This is a genomic window from Mesobacillus maritimus (genome assembly GCF_023715205.1).
In the GTDB taxonomy this organism is placed as follows: Bacteria; Bacillota; Bacilli; order Bacillales; family Cytobacillaceae; genus Mesobacillus_B; species Mesobacillus_B maritimus_C.
The window spans coordinates 134,067-153,926 of record NZ_JAMBNR010000013.1; the positions used below are offsets into that span (position 1 = coordinate 134,067).

Genomic DNA, 19,860 nt, shown 5'->3' on the forward strand with positions numbered 1-19,860 from the left:
GGTGATATGAGAAATGAGGCACAGTGCAAATGGGAATATGGCTCATCTTGGTGAAAACCAAATATTAAGTGTAGATTTGCATGATTTTATTCAGAAAGAGCAAAGTTCAAACATGGTTGAGTTAGCATCAGAATTCGGACTTTCGCTGCGCGATGTGAAAAAACTGAAAAAACAACTAGAACGTTCTTGACAATAAGATTTTTCGTACGTATTATAAAAAAATATAATGTCATATCGAAATACTGCCGTTGATGGGGAATAGTAGTGAAGATCCACATGAAAAGAGAGGAAAAGTCTTAGGCTGAAAACTTTTCTACATGATGACTTGATGAATGAACACCCCGTAGGCTCCTTTCTGAAAATTATTTTGATTAGTAGGAAAAGACGTTGCAGGCGTTAACTGTAAAAGTGGAAGGCATTACTTTGCCTTCAATTAGGGTGGCACCACGGGATTCAAAGCTCTCGTCCCTTGTTTTATGACAAGGAGACGGGGGCTTTTTTTATATTTACATAAAAAAGTAGAACAGAAATGAAGGAGGTAATCCGCATGGCGAAACAAATACAAATTCCGCGCGGAACACAAGATATCCTGCCAGGGGAAACGGAAAAGTGGCAGTATATTGAAAATATCGCTAGAGAGATTTGCGAGAAATATCAATACAAAGAGATTCGTACCCCAATTTTTGAACAAACAGAATTATTTCTTCGTGGCGTCGGTGATACAACCGATATTGTTCAAAAAGAAATGTACTCATTCACTGACAGAGGTGGCCGTGAACTGACATTAAGACCAGAAGGGACTGCTTCAACTGTTCGTTCATTTGTGGAAAATAAAATGTTTGGACAAGCGAATCAACCTGTCAAACTTTATTATATGGGACCAATGTTCCGCTATGAGCGCCCACAAGCTGGCCGATATCGTCAATTCGTACAATTTGGCGTAGAAGCACTTGGAAGTAACGACCCAGCAATCGATGCTGAAGTCATCTCACTTGCAATGGCAATTTATCAAAAACTTGGCTTAACAAAACTGAAACTTGTCATAAATAGTTTGGGTGATAAAGAAAGTCGTAAAGCACACCGCGATGCACTAATCTCTCACTTTGAACCGCGTATTGGTGAGTTTTGTAAAGATTGTCAAAGTAGACTTGAAAAAAATCCAATGCGAATTTTAGATTGTAAAGCTGACCGTGATCATGAGCTTATGAAAACCGCGCCTTCCATTTTGGATTATTTAAATGAAGCTTCAACAGAGTACTTTGATAAAGTAAAGCAGTATTTAACAAGCGTTGGAATTGAATATGAAGTAGATCCGAACCTTGTTCGTGGTTTAGATTATTATAATCACACTGCTTTCGAAATCATGAGTGATGCTGAAGGCTTTGGAGCTATTACAACTCTATGTGGTGGCGGTCGCTATAACGGGTTGGTAGAAGAAATTGGTGGACCTGAAACTCCGGGAATTGGATTCGCGCTAAGCATTGAACGCTTACTAGCTGCTTTAGATGCAGAAGGAATTGAACTTCCGCTGACTGCAAAAATTGATTGTTATCTTGTTTCTCTCGGCGAAAATGCCAAAGATTATACTGTTGGACTGCTTCACCAGTTAAGAAATGCAGGTTTCTCCGCTGAACGAGATTACTTAGATCGCAAAATTAAAGCCCAGTTCAAAGCGGCTGACCGCTACCAAGCGAAATATGTTGCTGTATTAGGGGATGACGAACTAGCAGCAAATAAAATTACCGTTAAAACAATGGAAGATGGCGGTCAAACAGAATTACCGTTAGATTCCTTCTTAGAAAAATTTAAAGAGTTATGCAAATAAAGGGGGAAGCACCATGTTTGGTAGATCGTATTTTTGTGGAGAAGTAACGGAGAAAGCAATTGGAGAGTCCGTTACATTAAAGGGATGGGTACAAAAACGCCGTGATCTTGGTGGATTAATTTTTATTGACTTAAGAGACCGCACTGGCCTCGTTCAGATCGTCTTTAACCCTGATGTTTCAAAAGAAGCATTGGAGATTGCTGAAAAAGTTCGTAGTGAATTTGTTTTAAGTGTTAAAGGAAAAGTCTTGGCAAGAGCTGAGGGCACAGTCAACGAAAATTTAAGTACAGGTAAAATCGAAGTGGCTGCTGAGGAAGTAACGATTATTAATGAAGCAAAAACTCCGCCGTTTACGATTACCGATAAAACAGACGTTTCCGAAGATCTTCGTTTAAAATATCGGTACCTTGATATGCGTCGTCCGGTGATGTTTGAAACGTTAAAAATGAGACATCAAACGACGAAAGCGATTCGCGATTACCTCGACAGCGAAGGGTTCTTAGATGTTGAAACGCCTATTTTAACGAAAAGCACTCCTGAAGGAGCAAGAGATTATCTTGTACCGAGCCGCGTTCATCCAGGTGAATTTTATGCATTGCCGCAATCGCCACAAATCTTCAAACAATTGCTTATGGTTGGTGGAGTGGAGCGTTATTATCAAATCGCTCGCTGTTTCCGAGATGAGGACCTTCGTGCAGATCGTCAGCCGGAATTTACTCAAATTGATATTGAAACAAGTTTCATGAGTCAAGAAGAGATTTTATCATTGGCTGAAAACATGATGAAAAAAGTAATGAACGATGTAAAAGGCGTTGAAATTGAGCTTCCTTTCAAGAGAATGTCTTATGATGAAGCGATGGGGCGTTACGGTTCTGATAAACCAGATACTCGTTTTGGACTTGAACTAGTCGATTTATCAGAAGCTGTTAAAGAATCTGGATTCAAAGTATTTTCAGCAGCGGTAGAAAATGGTGGCCAAGTAAAAGCAATAAATGTGAAAGGCACAGCGGCTAATTATTCTCGTAAAGATATCGACGGCTTAACCGAGTTTGTTTCAATCTATGGAGCAAAAGGTCTAGCTTGGTTGAAAGTGGAAGAAGAAGGCTTGAAAGGGCCAATTGCTAAATTCCTAGATGAAGAAGTTCAAGCAGCGATCCAGTCACTATTACAAGCTGAAACCGGTGATTTACTTCTGTTTGTAGCTGATAAAACTAAGGTTGTTGCGGATGCTCTTGGGGCTTTAAGATTAAAGCTTGGAAAAGATTTAGATTTAATCGATCAATCCAAATTCAATTTCCTTTGGATTACTGATTGGCCACTTCTTGAGTATGATGAAGAAGAGGGACGTTATTACGCGGCGCATCATCCGTTTACGATGCCTGTTCGTGAAGATTTGGCTCTCCTTGAAACAGACCCTGCAAGCGTTCGAGCTCAAGCATATGACTTAGTTTTAAATGGGTATGAACTTGGCGGAGGTTCCTTAAGAATCTTTGAACGTGAAATTCAAGAGAAAATGTTCGCTGTCCTTGGATTCACAAAAGAGCAAGCTAACGAGCAATTTGGTTTCTTAATGGAAGCATTTGAATATGGAACACCGCCACACGGTGGAATTGCCCTCGGTCTTGACCGCATGGTGATGTTATTAGCTGGAAGAACGAATCTTCGTGATACCATTGCTTTCCCTAAAACAGCAAGCGCTAGTGACTTGTTAACAGAGGCGCCTGGTGTTGTTAGTCTTGAACAGTTAAATGAGCTGAATTTGTCATTAAATATTCAAAAGAAAGACGAATAGGTAGGTGAGGGGAACTTGAAACTCCCCTTCCTCTATGCTATATTTTTATTAAATAGAAGAGTTCCTGAGATGTTCGTTGTACACCCAAAAGTTTTGACCGAACATTTTTTACCTTCGGGAGCCCGGAGTTCACTGAACAAAGCAAACGCCTCTTGACTAAGAGGACTTGCAACTGTTCAGGACAGGGTACCCACCTGCCAAGAGCGGGATCAAAACGAAGGATTAAAAGCAACGGCATAATCGGGGCTCTTCGATACATACGAAAAAACTCCATGCGAACATGCATGGAGTTTTTTATCCTTCTAATGATAATATTCCAGTTCATTATCCCTATATATTTACTTACTTTTGAAAAAAAGTATGATATATTGTTTACCGGGAATAAGAATATTAATTGAAATTAATCCGGTTTGGAGTGAGAACATATATGCTTCATCAATTTTCACGCAATGAGTTAGCCATCGGTATCGAAGGCTTAGAAATAATGAAAAACAGTACGGTTGCCGTTCTAGGAATCGGTGGCGTAGGGTCGTTTGCGGCCGAAGCACTAGCTCGTTCTGGTGTTGGACGACTAATCTTGGTTGATAAAGATGACGTGGATATCACAAATGTGAACCGACAGTTGATTGCTTTGTTATCAACAGTGGGTAGACCAAAAGTTGAACTGATGGAAGAACGAATTCGCGATATTAATCCTGATTGTGAAGTTATTGCTTTAAAAATGTTTTATACCGAGGAAACGTACGAACAATTTTTCAGTTATGGAATTGATTTTGTCGTTGATGCGTCCGATACAATCGCTTATAAAATTCACTTAGCAAAAGAATGTATGAAACGCGAAATCCCGATTATCGCTAGTATGGGGGCAGCGAATAAAATGGATCCAACTCGGTTCAAAATTGCCGATATCTCGAAGACACATACCGATCCGCTAGCAAAAGTGATCCGTACCCGTTTACGTAAGGAAGGCATTCATAAAGGGTACACGGTTGTCTTCTCCGATGAGAGCCCAATTGTTCCTTTAGAAGAAGTGAACAAGGTCGTTGGGAAAGAAAATGCTCCAATTCGTAAAGCACAAATGCCACCATCCTCAAATGCGTTCGTGCCATCAGCTTGTGGGTTGATTATGGCCAGCTATGTTGTGAAGGAATTGTTAAAAGATATCAAGATTCATCGCGTAAATGATTAAGGATAAAATGCCCATCCACTAGTTTGGATGGGTTTATTTTTTACAGGAATTTCCGTTTGTAAAGTAAAGTGTGTTTTTGTATAGGAAAACGTGGTATTCGTAGAGCAAATCGTTTAGAGAAAGGGACTGATTCTGTAGAGCAGACGTACAAAACCGTAGAGCAAATCCGGAAAACCTTACACCAACCTCTTTGAACCTATTCCAGACCCGCAAAACAGCATAAAAAAGGAGCAAAGCCTCGGGCTTTACTCCTGATCCAAACGGACTTAAAAAACCAGCCAGCTTATTTCCTCATGCCCATAATTTTTTCATAAACTACGGCCATTGCTTGTTCAAACTTTCCGGTTTTCTTTGGTTTAAAATAGATTTTTCCTTTTAATTTATTAGGAAGATATTGTTGTTTCACCCAGCCACCTTCGTAATCATGCGGATATTTATAACCAATGCCGCGTCCCAATTCTTTTGCGCTTTTATAATGGGCATCACGCAGATGGTCAGGAACTTCGCCGCTAAGGCCGGCGCGGATATCAGCGAGTGCCGCATCGATCGCCGTGATTGCTGAGTTTGATTTTGGTGATAAACAAAGTTCAATAACAGCGTTAGCAAGTGGAATTCTTGCTTCTGGAAACCCAACCCGTTCAGCTACTTCGATTGCAGCGAGTGTTCGTGAGCCGGCTTGAGGATTGGCTAGTCCGATATCTTCATAAGCGATCACTAATAATCTTCTGCTAATACTGACTAGGTCACCGGCTTCGATTAAGCGGCCTAAATAATGAAGTGCAGCGTTGACATCACTGCCGCGAATGGACTTTTGAAAGCCCGATAAAACATCATAATGTGCATCGCCGTCTTTGTCATGTGCGAGGCTTTTCTTCTGCATACACTCCTCGGCGGTGTCTAATTCAATAACAATCTCGTCGTTTCCATTTGGGTCTGAGGATAACACGGCAAGCTCTAAGGAATTGAGCGAGCTGCGGACATCCCCATTTGAAGCAGTTGCGAAATGTGTTAAGGCCTCTTCGGTTAACCGAACTTTATATTTACCTAATCCTCGTTCTTCGTCTTCTAATGCTCGAAGTAATGCAATTTTAATGTCTTCAGGCTCTAGTGGCTTTAACTCGAAAATTTGGCATCGGCTTCGAATTGCAGGATTGATGGCATGATAGGGATTGCTCGTTGTTGCGCCGATTAACGTAATCATTCCATTTTCTAGGTAGGGAAGCAAAAAGTCTTGCTTTGCTTTATCGAGGCGGTGGACCTCATCAAGAAGCAAAATCACTTTTCCTGACATTTTGGCTTCAGCGGCGACAACTTCCATATCCTTTTTATTATTGGTTACTGCATTCAAGGTTCGAAATGCATATTGTGTACTTCCCGCAATGGCTGAGGCGATTGATGTCTTCCCAATCCCTGGGGGACCATATAAAATCATTGAACTCAACTGGCGAGCTTTTACCATCCGATAGATCATCTTTCCTTTACCAACTAAATGTGTTTGACCAATTACTTCATCAATTGTCCTAGGTCTCATTCTGAATGCAAGTGGTTTAACGCTCATGATTTTTCACTCCAACACCAAAAGTATGTTCTTACTCTACCATACCTCAAAAACAAGGCAAATGTATATGGCTTTAAAGATATGTTATAATGGCTAATGCCTATTAAAATGAATCGTTCCAAGTAATTGGGGAGCGTTGTTTTTGCAATTTGCTTCCGTTTATCATCGTTAACCGATTTTTAGTTAGGATTAAAAAAACTTTAAATAGGTTATTAGTGCCTGTTCTAGCAGGATAAAAATAATTAAGAATGCTGGTGACTTTATGTTAAAGAAAAAAGGTCAAGTGTTTCCGCGCATTTTGGTCTATTTAGTAGGTCTGCTTGTGATGGCACTGGGGATTGTCTTACTGTTAAAAAGTGATTTAGGAGTAGCACCATGGGATGTTCTTCATGTAGGCTTATACTATCAATTCGGCCTCACGATTGGAACTTGGTCGGTGTTAGCAGGGTTTTTCATCCTTACGCTTTCAGCATTGATTGCAAAGGAATTTCCTCAAATCGGTGCGTTTGTAAATATGCTATTGGTCGGGACATTTATAGATCTCTATTTACTCCTTCCATTTCTAGTCACACCAGAATCCCTTATCGGCAGAGCAATATTATTTTCTGTGGGGATTTTGTTATTAAGCTATGGAATGGGGATTTACATTTCAGCACAGTTTGGGGCAGGCCCTCGTGATAGCTTAATGATTGCTTTAGCCGAACGGACAGGCTGGAAAATCAGGACCGTTCGAAGCATCATTGAAATTGTGGCTTTGTTTATTGGATGGAGATTAGGCGGTCCAGTTTTTTGGGGGACAATCGTCTACAGTATAACGATTGGACAGATATCCGGTTTTGCCTTGCCACAATGTCAGAGGGTAACTGATTTTTACCTTGCTAAATTGGAACAAAAACAAAAAAGTAAACATATAGGAGATAAAACGAATAGGAGTGCTGTTTTATGAAGATATCAACTAAAGGTCGCTACGGAATGACAATTATGATCGAGTTAGCAAAAAATCATGGAGAAGGTCCTGTATCGCTTAAATCGATTGCACAAACACATAATTTGTCTGAGCATTATTTAGAGCAACTAGTTGCGCCACTTAGAAATGCAGGCTTAGTACGAAGCATTAGAGGAGCTTATGGTGGATATGTTTTAACCAACGAGCCTTCGAAAATTACCGCAGGCGATATTATTCGCGTTTTAGAAGGGCCAATTGTCCTCGTCGAGGGGATTGAAGATGAAGCCCCTGCACAAAGAGAACTATGGATTCGAATTCGCAATTCGATCAAATCTGTACTAGATAATACAACGATTGAAGACCTGGCGAATCATACGAATGACCAAGGCGTTTCGGATGCCTATATGTTCTATATTTAATCAAGATTTAACAAACACTATACTCGTAAAAGAATAATAAACCTACAAAGGTTTTAACGTATACGAACATTAAAATTAGTGATATAAGCTCTTTTCTCAGTGTTGAGAAAAGAGCCTGATCAGAAGAAGGTGTCAGATTTGGAAAGGATTTATTTAGATCATGCAGCTACATCCCCTCTTCATCCTGAGGTGATTAGTAGGATGATAGCCGTCATGGAAACGCAGTTTGGTAATCCGTCTAGTATACATTCCTTCGGGCGTGAAACAAGACATATTCTTGATGAGACTAGACAGGTTTTAGCAGACAGTATCCATGCTAAACCAACAAACATTATTTTAACGAGTGGTGGAACAGAAGCTGATAATCTAGCTGTCATTGGTTACGCAGAGAAAAATCAACATTTAGGGAAACATATCATTACAACCCAGATCGAACATCACGCTATTCTTCATAGCTGTCAGGAACTAGAGAGGCAGGGATATGAAGTAACGTATTTACCTGTTGATGAAACAGGGGTTATTTCGGTTGCTGAATTTCAGAACGCGTTACGAGATGATACGATCCTAGCGACCATTATGTATGGAAACAACGAAGTTGGTAGCATTCAGCCTATTAAAGAAATCGGTGAACTATTAAAAGAACATCAAGCGATTTTACATACTGATGCGGTCCAAGCCTATGGTGTTGAAAAGTTGGATGTGAACGAGTTACAAGTTGATATGTTATCCGTTTCTGCGCATAAAATTAACGGACCTAAAGGAATCGGTTTTCTTTATGTAGCCGACGGAATTTCACTGTCTCCAAGGGCTTTTGGTGGTGAACAGGAACGAAAACGCAGGGCTGGGACAGAAAATGTACCAGCGGTTGCTGGGTTTCAAGTAGCAGTAAAAATTGCAATGAAGGAACAAGAAGCGAAGCAAAACCTATACCGTGAATTCAAAACACTCTTTATTGATTGTTTAAAAAGTGAAGATGTCACATTTGAAGCGAACGGTTTACTTGATAAAAGTTTGCCACATGTTTTAAACTTAAGCTTTCCGGGAACGAATGTCGAAGCCATGCTTGTAAATCTAGATTTAGCTGGAGTGGCTGTTTCGAGTGGTTCCGCATGTACAGCAGGTTCGATTGATCCGTCACATGTCTTGGTAGCGATGTTTGGAAAAGATTCAGAACGCATAACCAATTCTATTCGATTTAGTTTTGGATTAAACAATACAAAAGAACAGATTGAAACTGCTGCTAAGGAAACAGCAAAAGTAGTGAAGCGGCTCGTAAAATAGAAATCGGAAAAAGTATGAGAACAAGCGAGGTGAGTCATAATCATGGAAAAATCACCTAAAGATACTAGAGTGGTTGTAGGAATGTCTGGAGGAGTGGATTCATCTGTAGCTGCTTTGCTGTTAAAACAGCAAGGGTATGACGTTATCGGAATCTTTATGAAAAACTGGGATGATACGGATGAAAATGGCGTTTGTACGGCAACAGAAGACTACGAAGATGTCATTCGTGTTTGCAACCAAATTGGGATTCCATATTATGCAGTGAATTTTGAAAAGCAATATTGGGATAAGGTTTTTACTTATTTCCTTGATGAATATAAAGCAGGGCGTACGCCAAACCCTGATGTAATGTGTAATAAAGAGATTAAATTTAAGGCCTTTTTAGAGCATGCATTAAATCTCGGTGCGGATTATTTGGCAACCGGTCATTACGCTCAAGTGGAGTATCGTGATGGAGAATATAAAATGCTTCGTGGGCTGGATCAGAATAAAGATCAAACTTATTTCTTGAACCAACTAACACAAGATCAGTTGAAGCGTGTGATGTTCCCAATCGGAAATATGGAAAAGTCACAAGTACGTGAAATTGCCAAAGAAGCAAACTTAGCAACCGCAACGAAAAAGGACAGTACTGGAATTTGCTTTATTGGCGAGCGTGATTTCAAAGAGTTTCTAAGCAACTATCTACCAGCACAACCTGGAACTATGGAAACATTAGACGGGGAAGTGAAGGGGAAACATGATGGCTTAATGTACTATACGATTGGCCAAAGACATGGTCTAGGCATCGGTGGTTCAGGTGAACCATGGTTTGTTGTCGGCAAAGATTTGAAGCGGAATGTTCTCTATGTTGGACAAGGTTTCCATAATGAAAAATTGTATTCGGATTCGATTTTTGCTGTGGATGTCAGTTGGGTATCAGCTGAGCCGAAGCTGAAAGAATTTGAATGCACCGCTAAATTCCGTTATCGTCAAGCAGATAGCCCAGTCACAGTTCAAATACTCGAAGATGGAAACGTTAAAGTGGTCTTTAAAGAGCCGATTCGGGCCGTAACACCTGGACAAGCCGTTGTCTTTTATGACGGTGATGAATGTCTTGGCGGCGGTACAATTGACGAGGTTTTCAAAGACGGAAATAAATTAACCTATGTAGGTTAATTGAGGGGCTTTTTAGATTGTTGTTAAGGAATTTTATAGGTGAAGCTCAAATTTTAAGCTTTTTTCATAAATGTTGCTGTTAGCTAGGAAAACCATAGTAAGCAACAAAGTCTAAGACAAGTCCTGATCAAATAAATCCCTGGTCCCTTTGTGGTGACTAGGGATTTTTCAGGTGGAAAGAAAAAATATGGTATACTTTTTTCGTAAAGATTGGAGTGATTATAGATGGATAAAAACCAAAAAGGTATTGAATATATGCAACAAGGAAAATGGGAGGAAGCGGCAAAGGTGTTCGTGGAAGCCATTGAAGAGGATCCTAATAATGCCGTCGCACATATTAATTTTGGAAATGTCCTAACGGCTGTTGGGGAAACCGAAAAGGCGATGAAGTTTTTTGATCGCGCTCTTGAGCTCGATGAGAATGCTGTAGCTGCATATTATAGCAAAGGAAATTTATTTTATGAGATGGAGCGTTTTTCTGAGGCAAAAGAGAACTTCGAGCTGGCGATGAAAAAAGGACTTCAAACAGGGGACAATTATTTTATGTTAGGCATGAGCTTAATTCAACTTGAGCAAGGCCGATTAGCATTGCCGTTTCTCCAAAGAAGTACAGAATTACTTGAAACCGATGCGGAAGCATTTTTTCAATATGGCTTGTGCCTAGCGCAAACGGAGTATATTGATGAAGCAATCTCACAATTGGAAAAAAGTGTTGAATTAGACCCTACCCACGCGGACGCATTTTATAATCTCGGAGTAGCCTTTGGTTTTAAGGAAAAGGCAGAAAAAGCATTGGAAATGTTTGAGCGAGCACTTGAAATTCAGCCAGACCATTTACTTGCAGGTCATGGTAAGAAATTAATTGAACAGGCTATTGAAGAGAATCAGTAATACAGAAATGAGCGAGATTGGGGGGGGATAACGAATGGATAAGCAGGATGCTCTCGATTTATTTTCGGAACAAGGTAAATATCTAAAAGGCAGGCCAATTGTCACCATCTTTCATAATGACCAGAATTTGTATACGGTAATGAGGATTCGAGTGGAAGAAACAAATGATGAATATGATGATAAGGAAGCGGTGGTCACAGGTTATTTTCCTGCGATTCATGAGCAGGAAACGTATGTTTTCTTTGGAGAGTTTACCGAGCATCCAAAGTTTGGCCCCCAGTTTCAAGCCACTCACTTCCGTAAAGATTTGCCGCAATCAAAACAGGGGATCATTACATATTTGTCTAGTGACCTTTTTAAAGGGATTGGAAAAAAGATTGCCGAGAGTATTGTCGATACACTAGGAGAAAACGCCATTACAAAAATCATGGAAAACCCTTCGGTCCTAGACGGGGTGCCAAAGTTAAGCCCTGAGAAAGCGAAGACGCTTTACGACACCATCTATGAACATCAAGGTCTCGAGCAAGTTTTAGTTGGATTGAATCAATATGGTTTTGGTCCGCAATTATCAATGAAAATTTATCAAGCTTATCGTGAACAAGCTCTTGAAATCATTGAGAAAAACCCATTTCAACTGGTTGAGGATATTGAGGGCATCGGATTTGGTCGCGCTGATGAACTTGGCCGTCAATTGGGGATGAAGGGAAGTCATCCAGACCGAATCAAAGCGGCTTGTCTTTATGTATTGGAATCCTCTAGTGTTCAAGGTGGGCATGTGTACCTTGAAGCAGAGAATTTATTGCCTGAAGTGAAAAGCTTATTAGAGCAAAATGAACCACAAGAAATTCAGTTTAGTGAGATTTCGAATGAAATTATCAAGCTAGGTGAAGAAGGGAAAATTATTGTCGAGGACCAAAAGATTTATCTTCCATCGCTTTACTTCTCTGAAAAAGGGCTCGTAAATAATATTGGACGGATTCTCAAACAGACAGAATATGAAAACCAATTTCCTGAATCGGAATTTCTTCTTGCATTGGGAAACCTTGAGGAGCGTTTAGGTGTTCAATACGGTCCTACACAAAAGGAAGCAATTCAAACCGCATTAATGTCACCAATGATGATCTTGACTGGTGGCCCCGGGACAGGAAAAACGACCGTTATCAAAGGAATTGTTGAACTTTATGCAGAGCTCCATGGGTGTTCACTCGATGTTAATGATTATAAAAAAGATGAACCTTTCCCATTTATCCTATGTGCACCAACGGGCCGGGCTGCAAAGCGAATGACTGAATCGACAGGCATGCCGGCAGTCACTATCCACCGATTGTTACGTTGGAACGGGGCCGATGGATTTGATCATGATGAAGACCGACAGCTAGAAGGGAAAATTTTAATTGTCGACGAGTCCTCAATGGTTGATATTTGGCTTGCCCATCAATTGTTTAAAGCATTGCCAGATCACCTTCAAGTAATTCTGGTTGGCGATGAAGATCAGCTTCCGTCTGTAGGGCCTGGACAAGTACTTAAAGACTTATTAGATTCTAATCGTATTCCAACTGTGCGACTAACTGATATCTATCGACAAGCTGAGGGGTCTTCTATCATTGAACTTGCACACCAAATCAAAAAAGGGACCTTGCCAACAGATCTTGTTGCCCAGCAAGCAGACCGTTCCTTCATTCGCTGTGCCTCAGGGCAGATTGCCCAAGTGGTGGAAAAAGTAGTGTTAAACGCAAAGAAGAAAGGATTTACGTCAAAAGACATCCAGGTGCTAGCCCCAATGTATCGTGGTCCGGCTGGGATTGATCGTTTAAATTTACTAATGCAGGAAATTTTCAACCCCAACAAGGATGGTAGTAGGAAGGAAATTGCGTTTGGAGATGTCAAATACCGTGTTGGAGATAAAGTCTTACAGTTAGTGAATCAACCAGAAGCAAATGTCTTTAATGGTGATATGGGAGAAGTTGTTGCCATTTTTTACGCGAAAGAAAATACCGAAAAGCAAGATCAAGTTGTGGTCTCGTACGAAGGCAATGAAGTCACTTATACACGTCCAGACTTGTCGCAAATTACTCATGCTTATTGTTGTTCGGTCCATAAATCTCAAGGTAGTGAGTTTCCGATTGTAATTTTGCCTGTCGTAAAAAGTTATTTCCGCATGCTTCGTCGTAACTTACTTTATACCGCAATCACAAGGAGTCAACAGTTTTTAATTCTGTGTGGCGAAGAAGAAGCCTTTCGATTAGGCATTGATCGCGTGGATGACACAAGGCGAAATACGACGCTTGCTGAAAAATTAAGCGAAACTTTATCACCAATAAGAAATAATGAAACAAAAGATCAAGATACAGTTCAAAACGCTGAAATACAATCACCATCTGGAAAGAAGGAGGATTTTGATTCAGTTGAGCAACTCATGACCGTTGATCCGATGATTGGAATGGAAAACCTTACCCCTTATGATTTTATGGAGGAAAGCGGAAACTAAAAATGTTCGGAAAGGTGGGCTCGCTTTGCGGACATTTTCTCTATTAAAGGGTCTTCCGGTAATCGACTTCAAAAGTGGAACCAAGCTTGGTGAAGTCTCTGACGTGAGTGTATCGCATGAGGGAAAAGTGGAAGGTTTGCTTTTAAAAAAAGGCAAACTCTTTAAAAAGACCTACCTGATAAAGGTAGAGAATATCCATTCTTATCAAGCGGATGAGGTTTTGATTGACTCTCAGGACGTTATTGAGCCTATAACGACTCCACCTGATTTCACTTTCGAACATCGTGAACCATTGAATGGGAGGATGATGTATTCTCAAGATGGGGAAGAATTGGGGCTTTTACAAGATGTATATTTTCTGGAAGAATTGGGCACGATTGTAGGGTACGAATTAACGGATGGCTTTTTTTCCGATATTACAGAAGGAAAGCGTGTGGTTCAACCCGTTGCACCTCCTGCAATCAGAAATGATGCCATCATAGTTAACGTAGAGAATCAAGTTAACGAGGTGAGCATTGATGTTAACATGCCCCAACTGCCAGAGTAAAGATATCGGTAAAATTGGTATCAATCAATACTATTGTTGGAATTGCTTCATTGAACTAACCCTGTCTAAGGGAATCATTCATACTCATCAGGTGGAAGAAGACGGCTCCTTAAGCTCCCTTGACGATTTATTTGACGAGGATGAGCGTATGTTTGGTGTTTGATGCTGGTAGCCATTGGAAATAAAAACAAGAGGTGAAGCGATATGAATAGAATGTTAACCTCAGCATTGGTCTTTGGTGCCGGAATGGCGGCATATGGTTATATGCAGAAAAACGATATGATGGACAAACGCCAAATGAAAAAACTTCAAAAAAGGATTACGAAAGCCATTCTCTAATCTGTGGGTCCCCTGTTTCTAACAGGGGACTTTTGAAATACAAGGAATTCATGGGACCTTATACCAACTCTCACTAAAAGTAACTGTAGCTAACGAATTCTTCCGTTTTCTTATGAATAATCTCTACCTAACGTTTAAAAATAAACATAAGGTGGTGAAAGAATGGATATCCGGATGAGTTGGTTTTACCGTTTAGGCTTTTTGCTACTATTATTCATTGTTATTTATGTTTTTCTTAAACTACAACAGGTCTGGGCGCCATTCTTAGAAATATTCATGACACTATTTATTCCGTTTGCGGTCGGTGCGTTCATCACCTATCTTTTACATCCTGTGATTGAGAACCTTCATAACCGGGGGCTTCATAGAGGGATAGCGGTGTTTATTATCTATTCTTTGTTTTTTGGCGGCGTAGGCTTCGGCATTTATAAAGGGATGCCGGCCTTTGTGAATCAGCTTCATGATCTTGCGGAAAATACACCAGTTTTTGCAGCTTATTATCAAGAATGGGTAGATGGGATCCAGGATGAAACCTCGCGCTGGCCACCTGCGGTTAAGAATCGAATCGATGATTCCATAATAGCGGTTGAGTCGTATTTAGAGGGAGTCTTATCTGGTATTTTAAACTTTTTAAAAGGATTCCTAAATTCGGTTGTTACGCTTGCCATCATACCGTTTATTGCTTTTTATATGCTAAAAGACTTTAATGTCATGAAAAGGGCTGTATGGTATATTACTCCATCACGTTGGCGTGAACAAGGAAAGTTATTTTTGCGCGATATCGACCGTTCGTTAGGAAATTACATCCGTGGCCAATTGCTTGTTTGTCTCGTTATTGGCGTTTTATCTACTTTGTTGTTTTTCCTTGCGGGGATGCCGTATTCACTGCTATTGGGCATCATTGTTGGAATCACCAATGTCATCCCTTATTTTGGACCGATTATTGGGGCCATTCCGGCAGTTATCATCGCTGCTACGATCTCGGGGAAGATGGTGGTTATTTGTATAATCATTGTTTTCTCACTTCAATTTCTTGAAGGAAATATTCTTTCTCCAATTATTGTTGGGAGAAGTTTACGCATGCATCCTCTTGTGATCATGTTTGCCTTACTTGCGGGCGGAGAGATTGGTGGTGTTATCGGCTTAGTTCTAGCCGTACCTGTACTTGTCGTAATAAAAACGGCGATTCTTCATGCCAAAGAGCATCTTATACGGATGAGAAGAAAGCCCGCGCAATAATTCGGATTTGACAAAAGGATTCGTGCTTATATATAATTCGGCTATAGCTTGAAATTGAAGAAAATGTTGAAAGATCGAGTATGTTACAGACCACTGATAAGAGAGGAATTTCCATGGCTGAAAGAAATTCTCTGTGAAGGGTAGCAGAAGGCTAATCTGGAGTGCAGCTAAACACTGCCGTCATGCCGCGTTAAGGCATTATGAGAGATGAATGTTCTTCTGACGCATTCATAATCAGGGTGGTACCGCGAGTTAGCTCTCGTCCCTGTCCAGGGATGGGGGCTTTTTTGTGTTTTTAGGAATCCTATGTTTTGGACAACCTGCTTACTGTACTCGATTCTACGTTAGCGTCTAGTAAAGCTTAAATATTTTCTCAAAACTTTATTTCTTTTATTAAAAGGAGGAGGCACTTGATGAAACAACAAACTGGTTCAGAAATCCGTAGATTGTTTTTAGAGTTTTTCAAAGAGAAGGGACATGCTGTGGAGCCTAGTGCACCGCTCGTTCCGCATGATGATCCGTCATTGCTTTGGATAAATAGCGGCGTGGCAACCTTAAAAAAATATTTTGATGGCCGCGTTATTCCAGAGAACCCTCGCATTACCAATGCACAAAAATCGATTCGGACCAACGATATTGAGAATGTTGGAAAAACGGCACGTCACCATACGTTTTTTGAAATGCTTGGTAACTTTTCAATTGGAGATTACTTTAAAGTAGAAGCAATTGATTGGGCTTGGGAGTTTTTAACAGATGAAAAATGGATGGGCTTTGACAAAGAAAAACTTTCTGTGACAATTCATCCAGAAGATGAAGAAGCATATGAAATTTGGAGTAAAAAGATTGGGGTTCCGGAAGAAAGAATTATTCGTTTAGAAGGAAACTTCTGGGATATCGGAGAAGGACCAAGTGGTCCAAATACAGAGATTTTCTACGACCGAGGACCTGAGTACGGAGATAATCCGGAAGATCCAGAGCTATACCCTGGTGGAGAAAATGATCGTTATCTAGAAGTATGGAACCTTGTTTTCTCTGAATTTAACCATAACCCTGACGGTACATATACGCCGCTTCCTAAGAAAAACATTGATACTGGAATGGGCTTAGAACGAATGGCTTCCGTTGTTCAAGAAGTGCCAACAAACTTTGATACTGATTTGTTTATGCCGATTATTAAAGCAACAGAAGAAATTTCTGGTGAAAAATATCGTGTGACAAATGAGAAGGATACCGCGTTTAAAGTGGTAGCTGATCATATTCGTACGGTTGCTTTCGCTGTGGGTGACGGTGCGCTGCCATCCAATGAAGGCCGTGGATATGTTCTTAGAAGATTGCTTCGTCGAGCTGTTCGCTATGCGAAGAAAATAAATATTCATCGTCCGTTCATGTTTGAATTAGTTCCTGTAGTAGGAGAAATCATGCATGACTTTTACCCACAAGTGAAAGATAATGCTGAGTTTATCGCCAAAGTGATTAAAAATGAAGAAGATCGTTTCCACGAAACGCTTAACGAAGGTTTAGCCATCTTATCTGAGTTAATTAAGGAACAAAAACAAAAGGGCAGTGACACCATTCAAGGTGCCGATGTATTCCGCCTATACGATACTTATGGATTCCCTGTTGAATTAACAGAAGAATACGCAGAAGACGAAGGAATGAAAGTGGACCATGATGGCTTTGAAGCTGAAATGGAGCTACAACGTGAACGAGCTCGATCTGCTCGACAAGATGTCGGCTCGATGCAAGTACAGGGTGGAGTCCTAGGTGACATTACTGTTGACAGCCAATTCGTAGGTTATGATAACTTGGAAACAGAAGCAAAGGTCGTTGCGATTGTGAAAGACGGCGAAGTGGTTGAGGCTGTTTCTTCAGGGGACGAATTCCATTTCATCCTTGATGTGACTCCATTCTATGCTGAGAGTGGTGGACAAATTGCAGACCAAGGAATTCTTTTTGCAGAAGGCGTGAAAGTCTCTGTTAAGGATGTTCAAAAAGCGCCAAATGGACAGAACCTCCATCATGCAGTCGTGGAAGAGGGAACGCTCAAGAACGAATCGAAAGTTCAAGCAAAAGTGGACTATAAAAAACGGTCCCAAATTGTTAAGAATCATACAGCGACCCACTTACTTCACCAAGCGTTAAAAGATGTTCTTGGAACACACGTTAATCAGGCAGGTTCCTTAGTAGAACCTGATCGTCTACGTTTTGATTTCTCACACTTCGGCCAGATTACTCAGGAGGAACTGGAGAAAATCGAGGCGATTGTAAACGAAAAAATCTGGAACAGTATTTCAGTTGAAACCGACTTTAAACCAATTGCAGAGGCAAAAGCAATGGGTGCAATGGCTCTCTTCGGTGAAAAATATGGCGATATCGTTCGCGTTGTTCAAGTTGGAAATTATAGTCTTGAACTTTGCGGAGGTTGCCATGTTCCAAATACTTCAGTAATTGGCTTATTCAAAATTGCTTCTGAGAGTGGAATTGGCGCTGGTACACGAAGAATTGAAGCTCTTACAGGGGAGGCTGCATACAAAGCACTAAATGATCAACTTGCGATTTTGAAAACTGCTGCTGCTAAGTTGAAAACAGCACCTAAGGAAGTTGCCTCTCGTGTTGATGTACTTTTAGCTGAAAACAAACAGTTACAACGTGAAAATGAATCATTAGCTGCTAAATTGGGTAATATTGAAGCAGGAAGCCTAGCTTCGCAGGTGAAAGATGTGGACGGCGTACCAGTTCTTGCTGCCAAGGTACAAGCAGCGGATATGAACAGTTTGAGAAATATGGCAGATGACTTGAAACAAAAACTTGGCACCGTTGTGATTTTGCTTGGTAGTGCGGATAACGGCAAAGTAAACTTAATCGCTGGGGTAACAAAAGATTTAATTGATAAAGGATATCATGCAGGGAATTTAGTAAAAGAAGCTGCTAGCATCTGTGGAGGTGGTGGCGGAGGCCGCCCAGATATGGCCCAAGCTGGTGGGAAAGATCCGTCAAAACTCGACAATGCTCTGCAATTTGTTGAAGAATGGGTAAAATCAATTTGATATAAAGGGAAAGTAGTGTAGAATAAAGGTGAATTAAAGAAAAATTTCCCTTTAAAGAAAAAGTGAGGTGCATTCGATGAGCTCTTTCGACAAAACGATGAAATTTAATTTCCCTGAAGAGCCGTTTGAGCATAATGTGAATGACGTGCTTTTCGAGGTATACGAAGCACTTCAGGAAAAAGGCTACAACCCGATTAACCAGATTGTTGGGTATCTTCTTTCTGGAGATCCAGCGTACATTCCTCGTCATCGTGATGCCCGAAACATTATCAGAAAGTTAGAACGGGATGAAATCATTGAAGAATTAGTGAAATCATATTTGAAACGTTCACGTGAGGGTCAATAATGCGCATAATGGGATTAGATGTCGGCTCGAAGACGGTCGGCATTGCACTAAGTGATGAACTTGGTTGGACAGCGCAAGGTTTAGAGACACTAAAGATTAATGAAGCGGAAAATGAGTATGGTTTTGAGCGGTTAGGGAATCTCATAAAAGAGTATAATGTAGATAAAGTCGTTATTGGGCTCCCGAAAAACATGAACGGTACGATTGGCCCGCGTGGCGAAGCCTCTCAGAGATATGCAGAGGAAGTCGAAAAACTTTTTGGTGTATCTGCTGTCCTTTGGGACGAGCGCTTAACAACGATGGCCGCGGAAAGAGTTTTACTTGAAGCGGATGTCAGTCGAAAAAAACGAAAGAAAGTGATTGATAAGATGGCCGCTGTTATGATTTTACAAGGTTATCTTAATAGTTTAATGAGGTGAATAGAATGGATCACGGTGAAAACAATATTACAGTAGTAGATGAAAACGGAAACGAACAGCTTTGCGAAGTACTTTTTACATTTGACTCTGAAGAGTTTGGCAAGTCTTATGTACTGTATTATCCAATAGGTGCAGAAGAGGATGACGAAGAAGAGATTGAGATTCACGCTTCTTCTTTCACTCCAACAGAAGATGGACAAGATGGAGAGTTAATGCCAATTGAATCCGACGAAGAGTGGGATATGATTGAAGAAATGCTAGAAACTTTCCTTGCTGAGCAAGACGAAGAATAAAATATTAAAACAAACATAAAATGAACCAAAAAAACCAGGAGGAAAATCCTGGTTTTTTTTGTTCAGGAAACAAAAGAAGGCAA

19 protein-coding genes, 1 other RNA gene and 2 other annotated features are annotated in these 19,860 nt (G+C 40.5%); of the genes, 19 read left to right on the forward strand and 1 reads right to left on the reverse strand.

The features are described from left to right. The first annotated feature begins 13 nt into the window (after positions 1-13). The 5 genes from M3182_RS18390 (at position 14) to M3182_RS18410 (ending at position 4,806) form a co-directional block, all read left to right on the forward strand. Entirely contained in the window at positions 14-190 is a 177-nt protein-coding gene (locus M3182_RS18390) for a hypothetical protein (RefSeq protein WP_251431382.1), read from the forward strand. A gap of 49 nt (positions 191-239) precedes the next feature. Then, positions 240-473: a binding site (T-box leader), on the forward strand. A 74-nt stretch (positions 474-547) separates the two neighbouring features. Next, positions 548-1,825, forward strand: a complete 1,278-nt coding sequence (gene hisS, locus M3182_RS18395; protein ID WP_251431385.1) for a histidine--tRNA ligase — start codon at positions 548-550, stop codon at positions 1,823-1,825. Between the two features lie 13 nt (positions 1,826-1,838). Beyond that, complete coding sequence (aspS, locus tag M3182_RS18400) at positions 1,839-3,617, forward strand: aspartate--tRNA ligase (protein ID WP_251559426.1); 1,779 nt, start codon at positions 1,839-1,841, stop codon at positions 3,615-3,617. A gap of 58 nt (positions 3,618-3,675) precedes the next feature. Continuing rightward, a non-coding RNA gene (gene ssrS, locus M3182_RS18405) (6S RNA) lies at positions 3,676-3,868 on the forward strand. A gap of 176 nt (positions 3,869-4,044) precedes the next feature. Further along, positions 4,045-4,806 carry a tRNA threonylcarbamoyladenosine dehydratase gene (locus M3182_RS18410; RefSeq protein ID WP_251559428.1) on the forward strand — a complete coding sequence of 254 codons (762 nt, stop codon included), beginning with the start codon at positions 4,045-4,047 and terminating at the stop codon, positions 4,804-4,806. A 283-nt stretch (positions 4,807-5,089) separates the two neighbouring features. On the opposite strand, the gene M3182_RS18415 is transcribed toward M3182_RS18410, so the two are convergent. Further along, positions 5,090-6,364 (reverse strand): replication-associated recombination protein A, encoded by a 1,275-nt coding sequence (locus tag M3182_RS18415; RefSeq protein WP_251559430.1) that lies wholly within the window; start codon positions 6,362-6,364, stop codon positions 5,090-5,092. A 262-nt stretch (positions 6,365-6,626) separates the two neighbouring features. Here M3182_RS18415 and M3182_RS18420 point away from each other — a divergent pair, with 262 nt between their 5' ends. The 14 genes from M3182_RS18420 to M3182_RS18485 all read left to right on the forward strand — a co-directional run bounded on the left by M3182_RS18420 (position 6,627) and on the right by M3182_RS18485 (position 19,777). After that, positions 6,627-7,310: a YczE/YyaS/YitT family protein gene (locus M3182_RS18420; protein WP_251431397.1), complete on the forward strand. Its 684-nt coding sequence runs from the start codon at positions 6,627-6,629 to the stop codon at positions 7,308-7,310. Continuing rightward, positions 7,307-7,729: a cysteine metabolism transcriptional regulator CymR gene (cymR, locus tag M3182_RS18425; RefSeq protein WP_251559432.1), complete on the forward strand. Its 423-nt coding sequence runs from the start codon at positions 7,307-7,309 to the stop codon at positions 7,727-7,729. Before M3182_RS18420 ends, cymR begins: the two co-directional genes overlap by 4 nt. Positions 7,730-7,867: 138 nt before the next feature. Next, complete coding sequence (locus M3182_RS18430) at positions 7,868-9,010, forward strand: cysteine desulfurase family protein (protein ID WP_251559434.1); 1,143 nt, start codon at positions 7,868-7,870, stop codon at positions 9,008-9,010. A gap of 42 nt (positions 9,011-9,052) precedes the next feature. Further along, positions 9,053-10,168, forward strand: coding sequence for a tRNA 2-thiouridine(34) synthase MnmA (gene mnmA, locus M3182_RS18435; RefSeq protein WP_251559435.1), 1,116 nt, complete (start codon positions 9,053-9,055; stop codon positions 10,166-10,168). 225 nt (positions 10,169-10,393) lie between these two features. Continuing rightward, the gene (locus M3182_RS18440) at positions 10,394-11,059 is read left to right on the forward strand and encodes a tetratricopeptide repeat protein (protein ID WP_251559437.1); all 666 of its coding nucleotides are present in this window, start codon (positions 10,394-10,396) and stop codon (positions 11,057-11,059) included. A 34-nt stretch (positions 11,060-11,093) separates the two neighbouring features. After that, positions 11,094-13,547, forward strand: coding sequence for an SF1B family DNA helicase RecD2 (gene recD2 / locus M3182_RS18445; protein WP_251559439.1), 2,454 nt, complete (start codon positions 11,094-11,096; stop codon positions 13,545-13,547). A 25-nt stretch (positions 13,548-13,572) separates the two neighbouring features. Next, positions 13,573-14,094, forward strand: coding sequence for a PRC-barrel domain-containing protein (locus M3182_RS18450; RefSeq protein WP_251559441.1), 522 nt, complete (start codon positions 13,573-13,575; stop codon positions 14,092-14,094). Then, a complete protein-coding gene (locus M3182_RS18455) occupies positions 14,066-14,257 on the forward strand; it encodes a YrzR-like zinc ribbon domain (RefSeq protein WP_251431418.1) in 192 nt (63 codons plus the stop codon). Before M3182_RS18450 ends, M3182_RS18455 begins: the two co-directional genes overlap by 29 nt. 41 nt (positions 14,258-14,298) lie before the next feature. Further along, complete coding sequence (locus tag M3182_RS18460) at positions 14,299-14,433, forward strand: YrzQ family protein (RefSeq protein WP_251431421.1); 135 nt, start codon at positions 14,299-14,301, stop codon at positions 14,431-14,433. 162 nt (positions 14,434-14,595) lie between these two features. Beyond that, positions 14,596-15,672, forward strand: coding sequence for an AI-2E family transporter (locus tag M3182_RS18465; RefSeq protein ID WP_251431423.1), 1,077 nt, complete (start codon positions 14,596-14,598; stop codon positions 15,670-15,672). 57 nt (positions 15,673-15,729) lie between these two features. Continuing rightward, positions 15,730-15,942 (forward strand) — a binding site (T-box leader). Between the two features lie 143 nt (positions 15,943-16,085). Beyond that, positions 16,086-18,719, forward strand: a complete 2,634-nt coding sequence (alaS, locus tag M3182_RS18470) for an alanine--tRNA ligase (protein WP_251559443.1) — start codon at positions 16,086-16,088, stop codon at positions 18,717-18,719. A gap of 76 nt (positions 18,720-18,795) precedes the next feature. Continuing rightward, positions 18,796-19,065 carry an IreB family regulatory phosphoprotein gene (locus tag M3182_RS18475; RefSeq protein ID WP_251431428.1) on the forward strand — a complete coding sequence of 90 codons (270 nt, stop codon included), beginning with the start codon at positions 18,796-18,798 and terminating at the stop codon, positions 19,063-19,065. Beyond that, positions 19,065-19,484: a Holliday junction resolvase RuvX gene (ruvX, locus tag M3182_RS18480; protein ID WP_251431430.1), complete on the forward strand. Its 420-nt coding sequence runs from the start codon at positions 19,065-19,067 to the stop codon at positions 19,482-19,484. The genes M3182_RS18475 and ruvX overlap by 1 nt, the downstream gene beginning before the upstream one ends. 5 nt (positions 19,485-19,489) lie before the next feature. Further along, entirely contained in the window at positions 19,490-19,777 is a 288-nt protein-coding gene (locus M3182_RS18485; protein WP_221872042.1) for a DUF1292 domain-containing protein, read from the forward strand. Positions 19,778-19,860 lie beyond the last annotated feature (83 nt).

Excerpts from the sequence above, each read along its gene's own strand:
- M3182_RS18475 (WP_251431428.1), top strand. The coding sequence starts at position 18,796 with ATGAGCTCTTTCGACAAAACGATGAAATTTAATTTCCCTGAAGAGCCG.
- M3182_RS18440 (WP_251559437.1), top strand. The coding sequence starts at position 10,394 with ATGGATAAAAACCAAAAAGGTATTGAATATATGCAACAAGGAAAATGG.
- cymR (WP_251559432.1), top strand. The coding sequence starts at position 7,307 with ATGAAGATATCAACTAAAGGTCGCTACGGAATGACAATTATGATCGAG.
- M3182_RS18460 (WP_251431421.1), top strand. The coding sequence starts at position 14,299 with ATGAATAGAATGTTAACCTCAGCATTGGTCTTTGGTGCCGGAATGGCG.
- mnmA (WP_251559435.1), top strand. The coding sequence starts at position 9,053 with ATGGAAAAATCACCTAAAGATACTAGAGTGGTTGTAGGAATGTCTGGA.
- M3182_RS18420 (WP_251431397.1), top strand. The coding sequence starts at position 6,627 with ATGTTAAAGAAAAAAGGTCAAGTGTTTCCGCGCATTTTGGTCTATTTA.
- M3182_RS18390 (WP_251431382.1), top strand. The coding sequence starts at position 14 with ATGAGGCACAGTGCAAATGGGAATATGGCTCATCTTGGTGAAAACCAA.
- ruvX (WP_251431430.1), top strand. The coding sequence starts at position 19,065 with ATGCGCATAATGGGATTAGATGTCGGCTCGAAGACGGTCGGCATTGCA.
- M3182_RS18415 (WP_251559430.1), bottom strand. The coding sequence starts at position 6,364 with ATGAGCGTTAAACCACTTGCATTCAGAATGAGACCTAGGACAATTGAT.
- aspS (WP_251559426.1), top strand. The coding sequence starts at position 1,839 with ATGTTTGGTAGATCGTATTTTTGTGGAGAAGTAACGGAGAAAGCAATT.
- hisS (WP_251431385.1), top strand. The coding sequence starts at position 548 with ATGGCGAAACAAATACAAATTCCGCGCGGAACACAAGATATCCTGCCA.
- M3182_RS18465 (WP_251431423.1), top strand. The coding sequence starts at position 14,596 with ATGGATATCCGGATGAGTTGGTTTTACCGTTTAGGCTTTTTGCTACTA.
- recD2 (WP_251559439.1), top strand. The coding sequence starts at position 11,094 with ATGGATAAGCAGGATGCTCTCGATTTATTTTCGGAACAAGGTAAATAT.
- alaS (WP_251559443.1), top strand. The coding sequence starts at position 16,086 with ATGAAACAACAAACTGGTTCAGAAATCCGTAGATTGTTTTTAGAGTTT.
- M3182_RS18455 (WP_251431418.1), top strand. The coding sequence starts at position 14,066 with ATGTTAACATGCCCCAACTGCCAGAGTAAAGATATCGGTAAAATTGGT.
- M3182_RS18410 (WP_251559428.1), top strand. The coding sequence starts at position 4,045 with ATGCTTCATCAATTTTCACGCAATGAGTTAGCCATCGGTATCGAAGGC.
- M3182_RS18485 (WP_221872042.1), top strand. The coding sequence starts at position 19,490 with ATGGATCACGGTGAAAACAATATTACAGTAGTAGATGAAAACGGAAAC.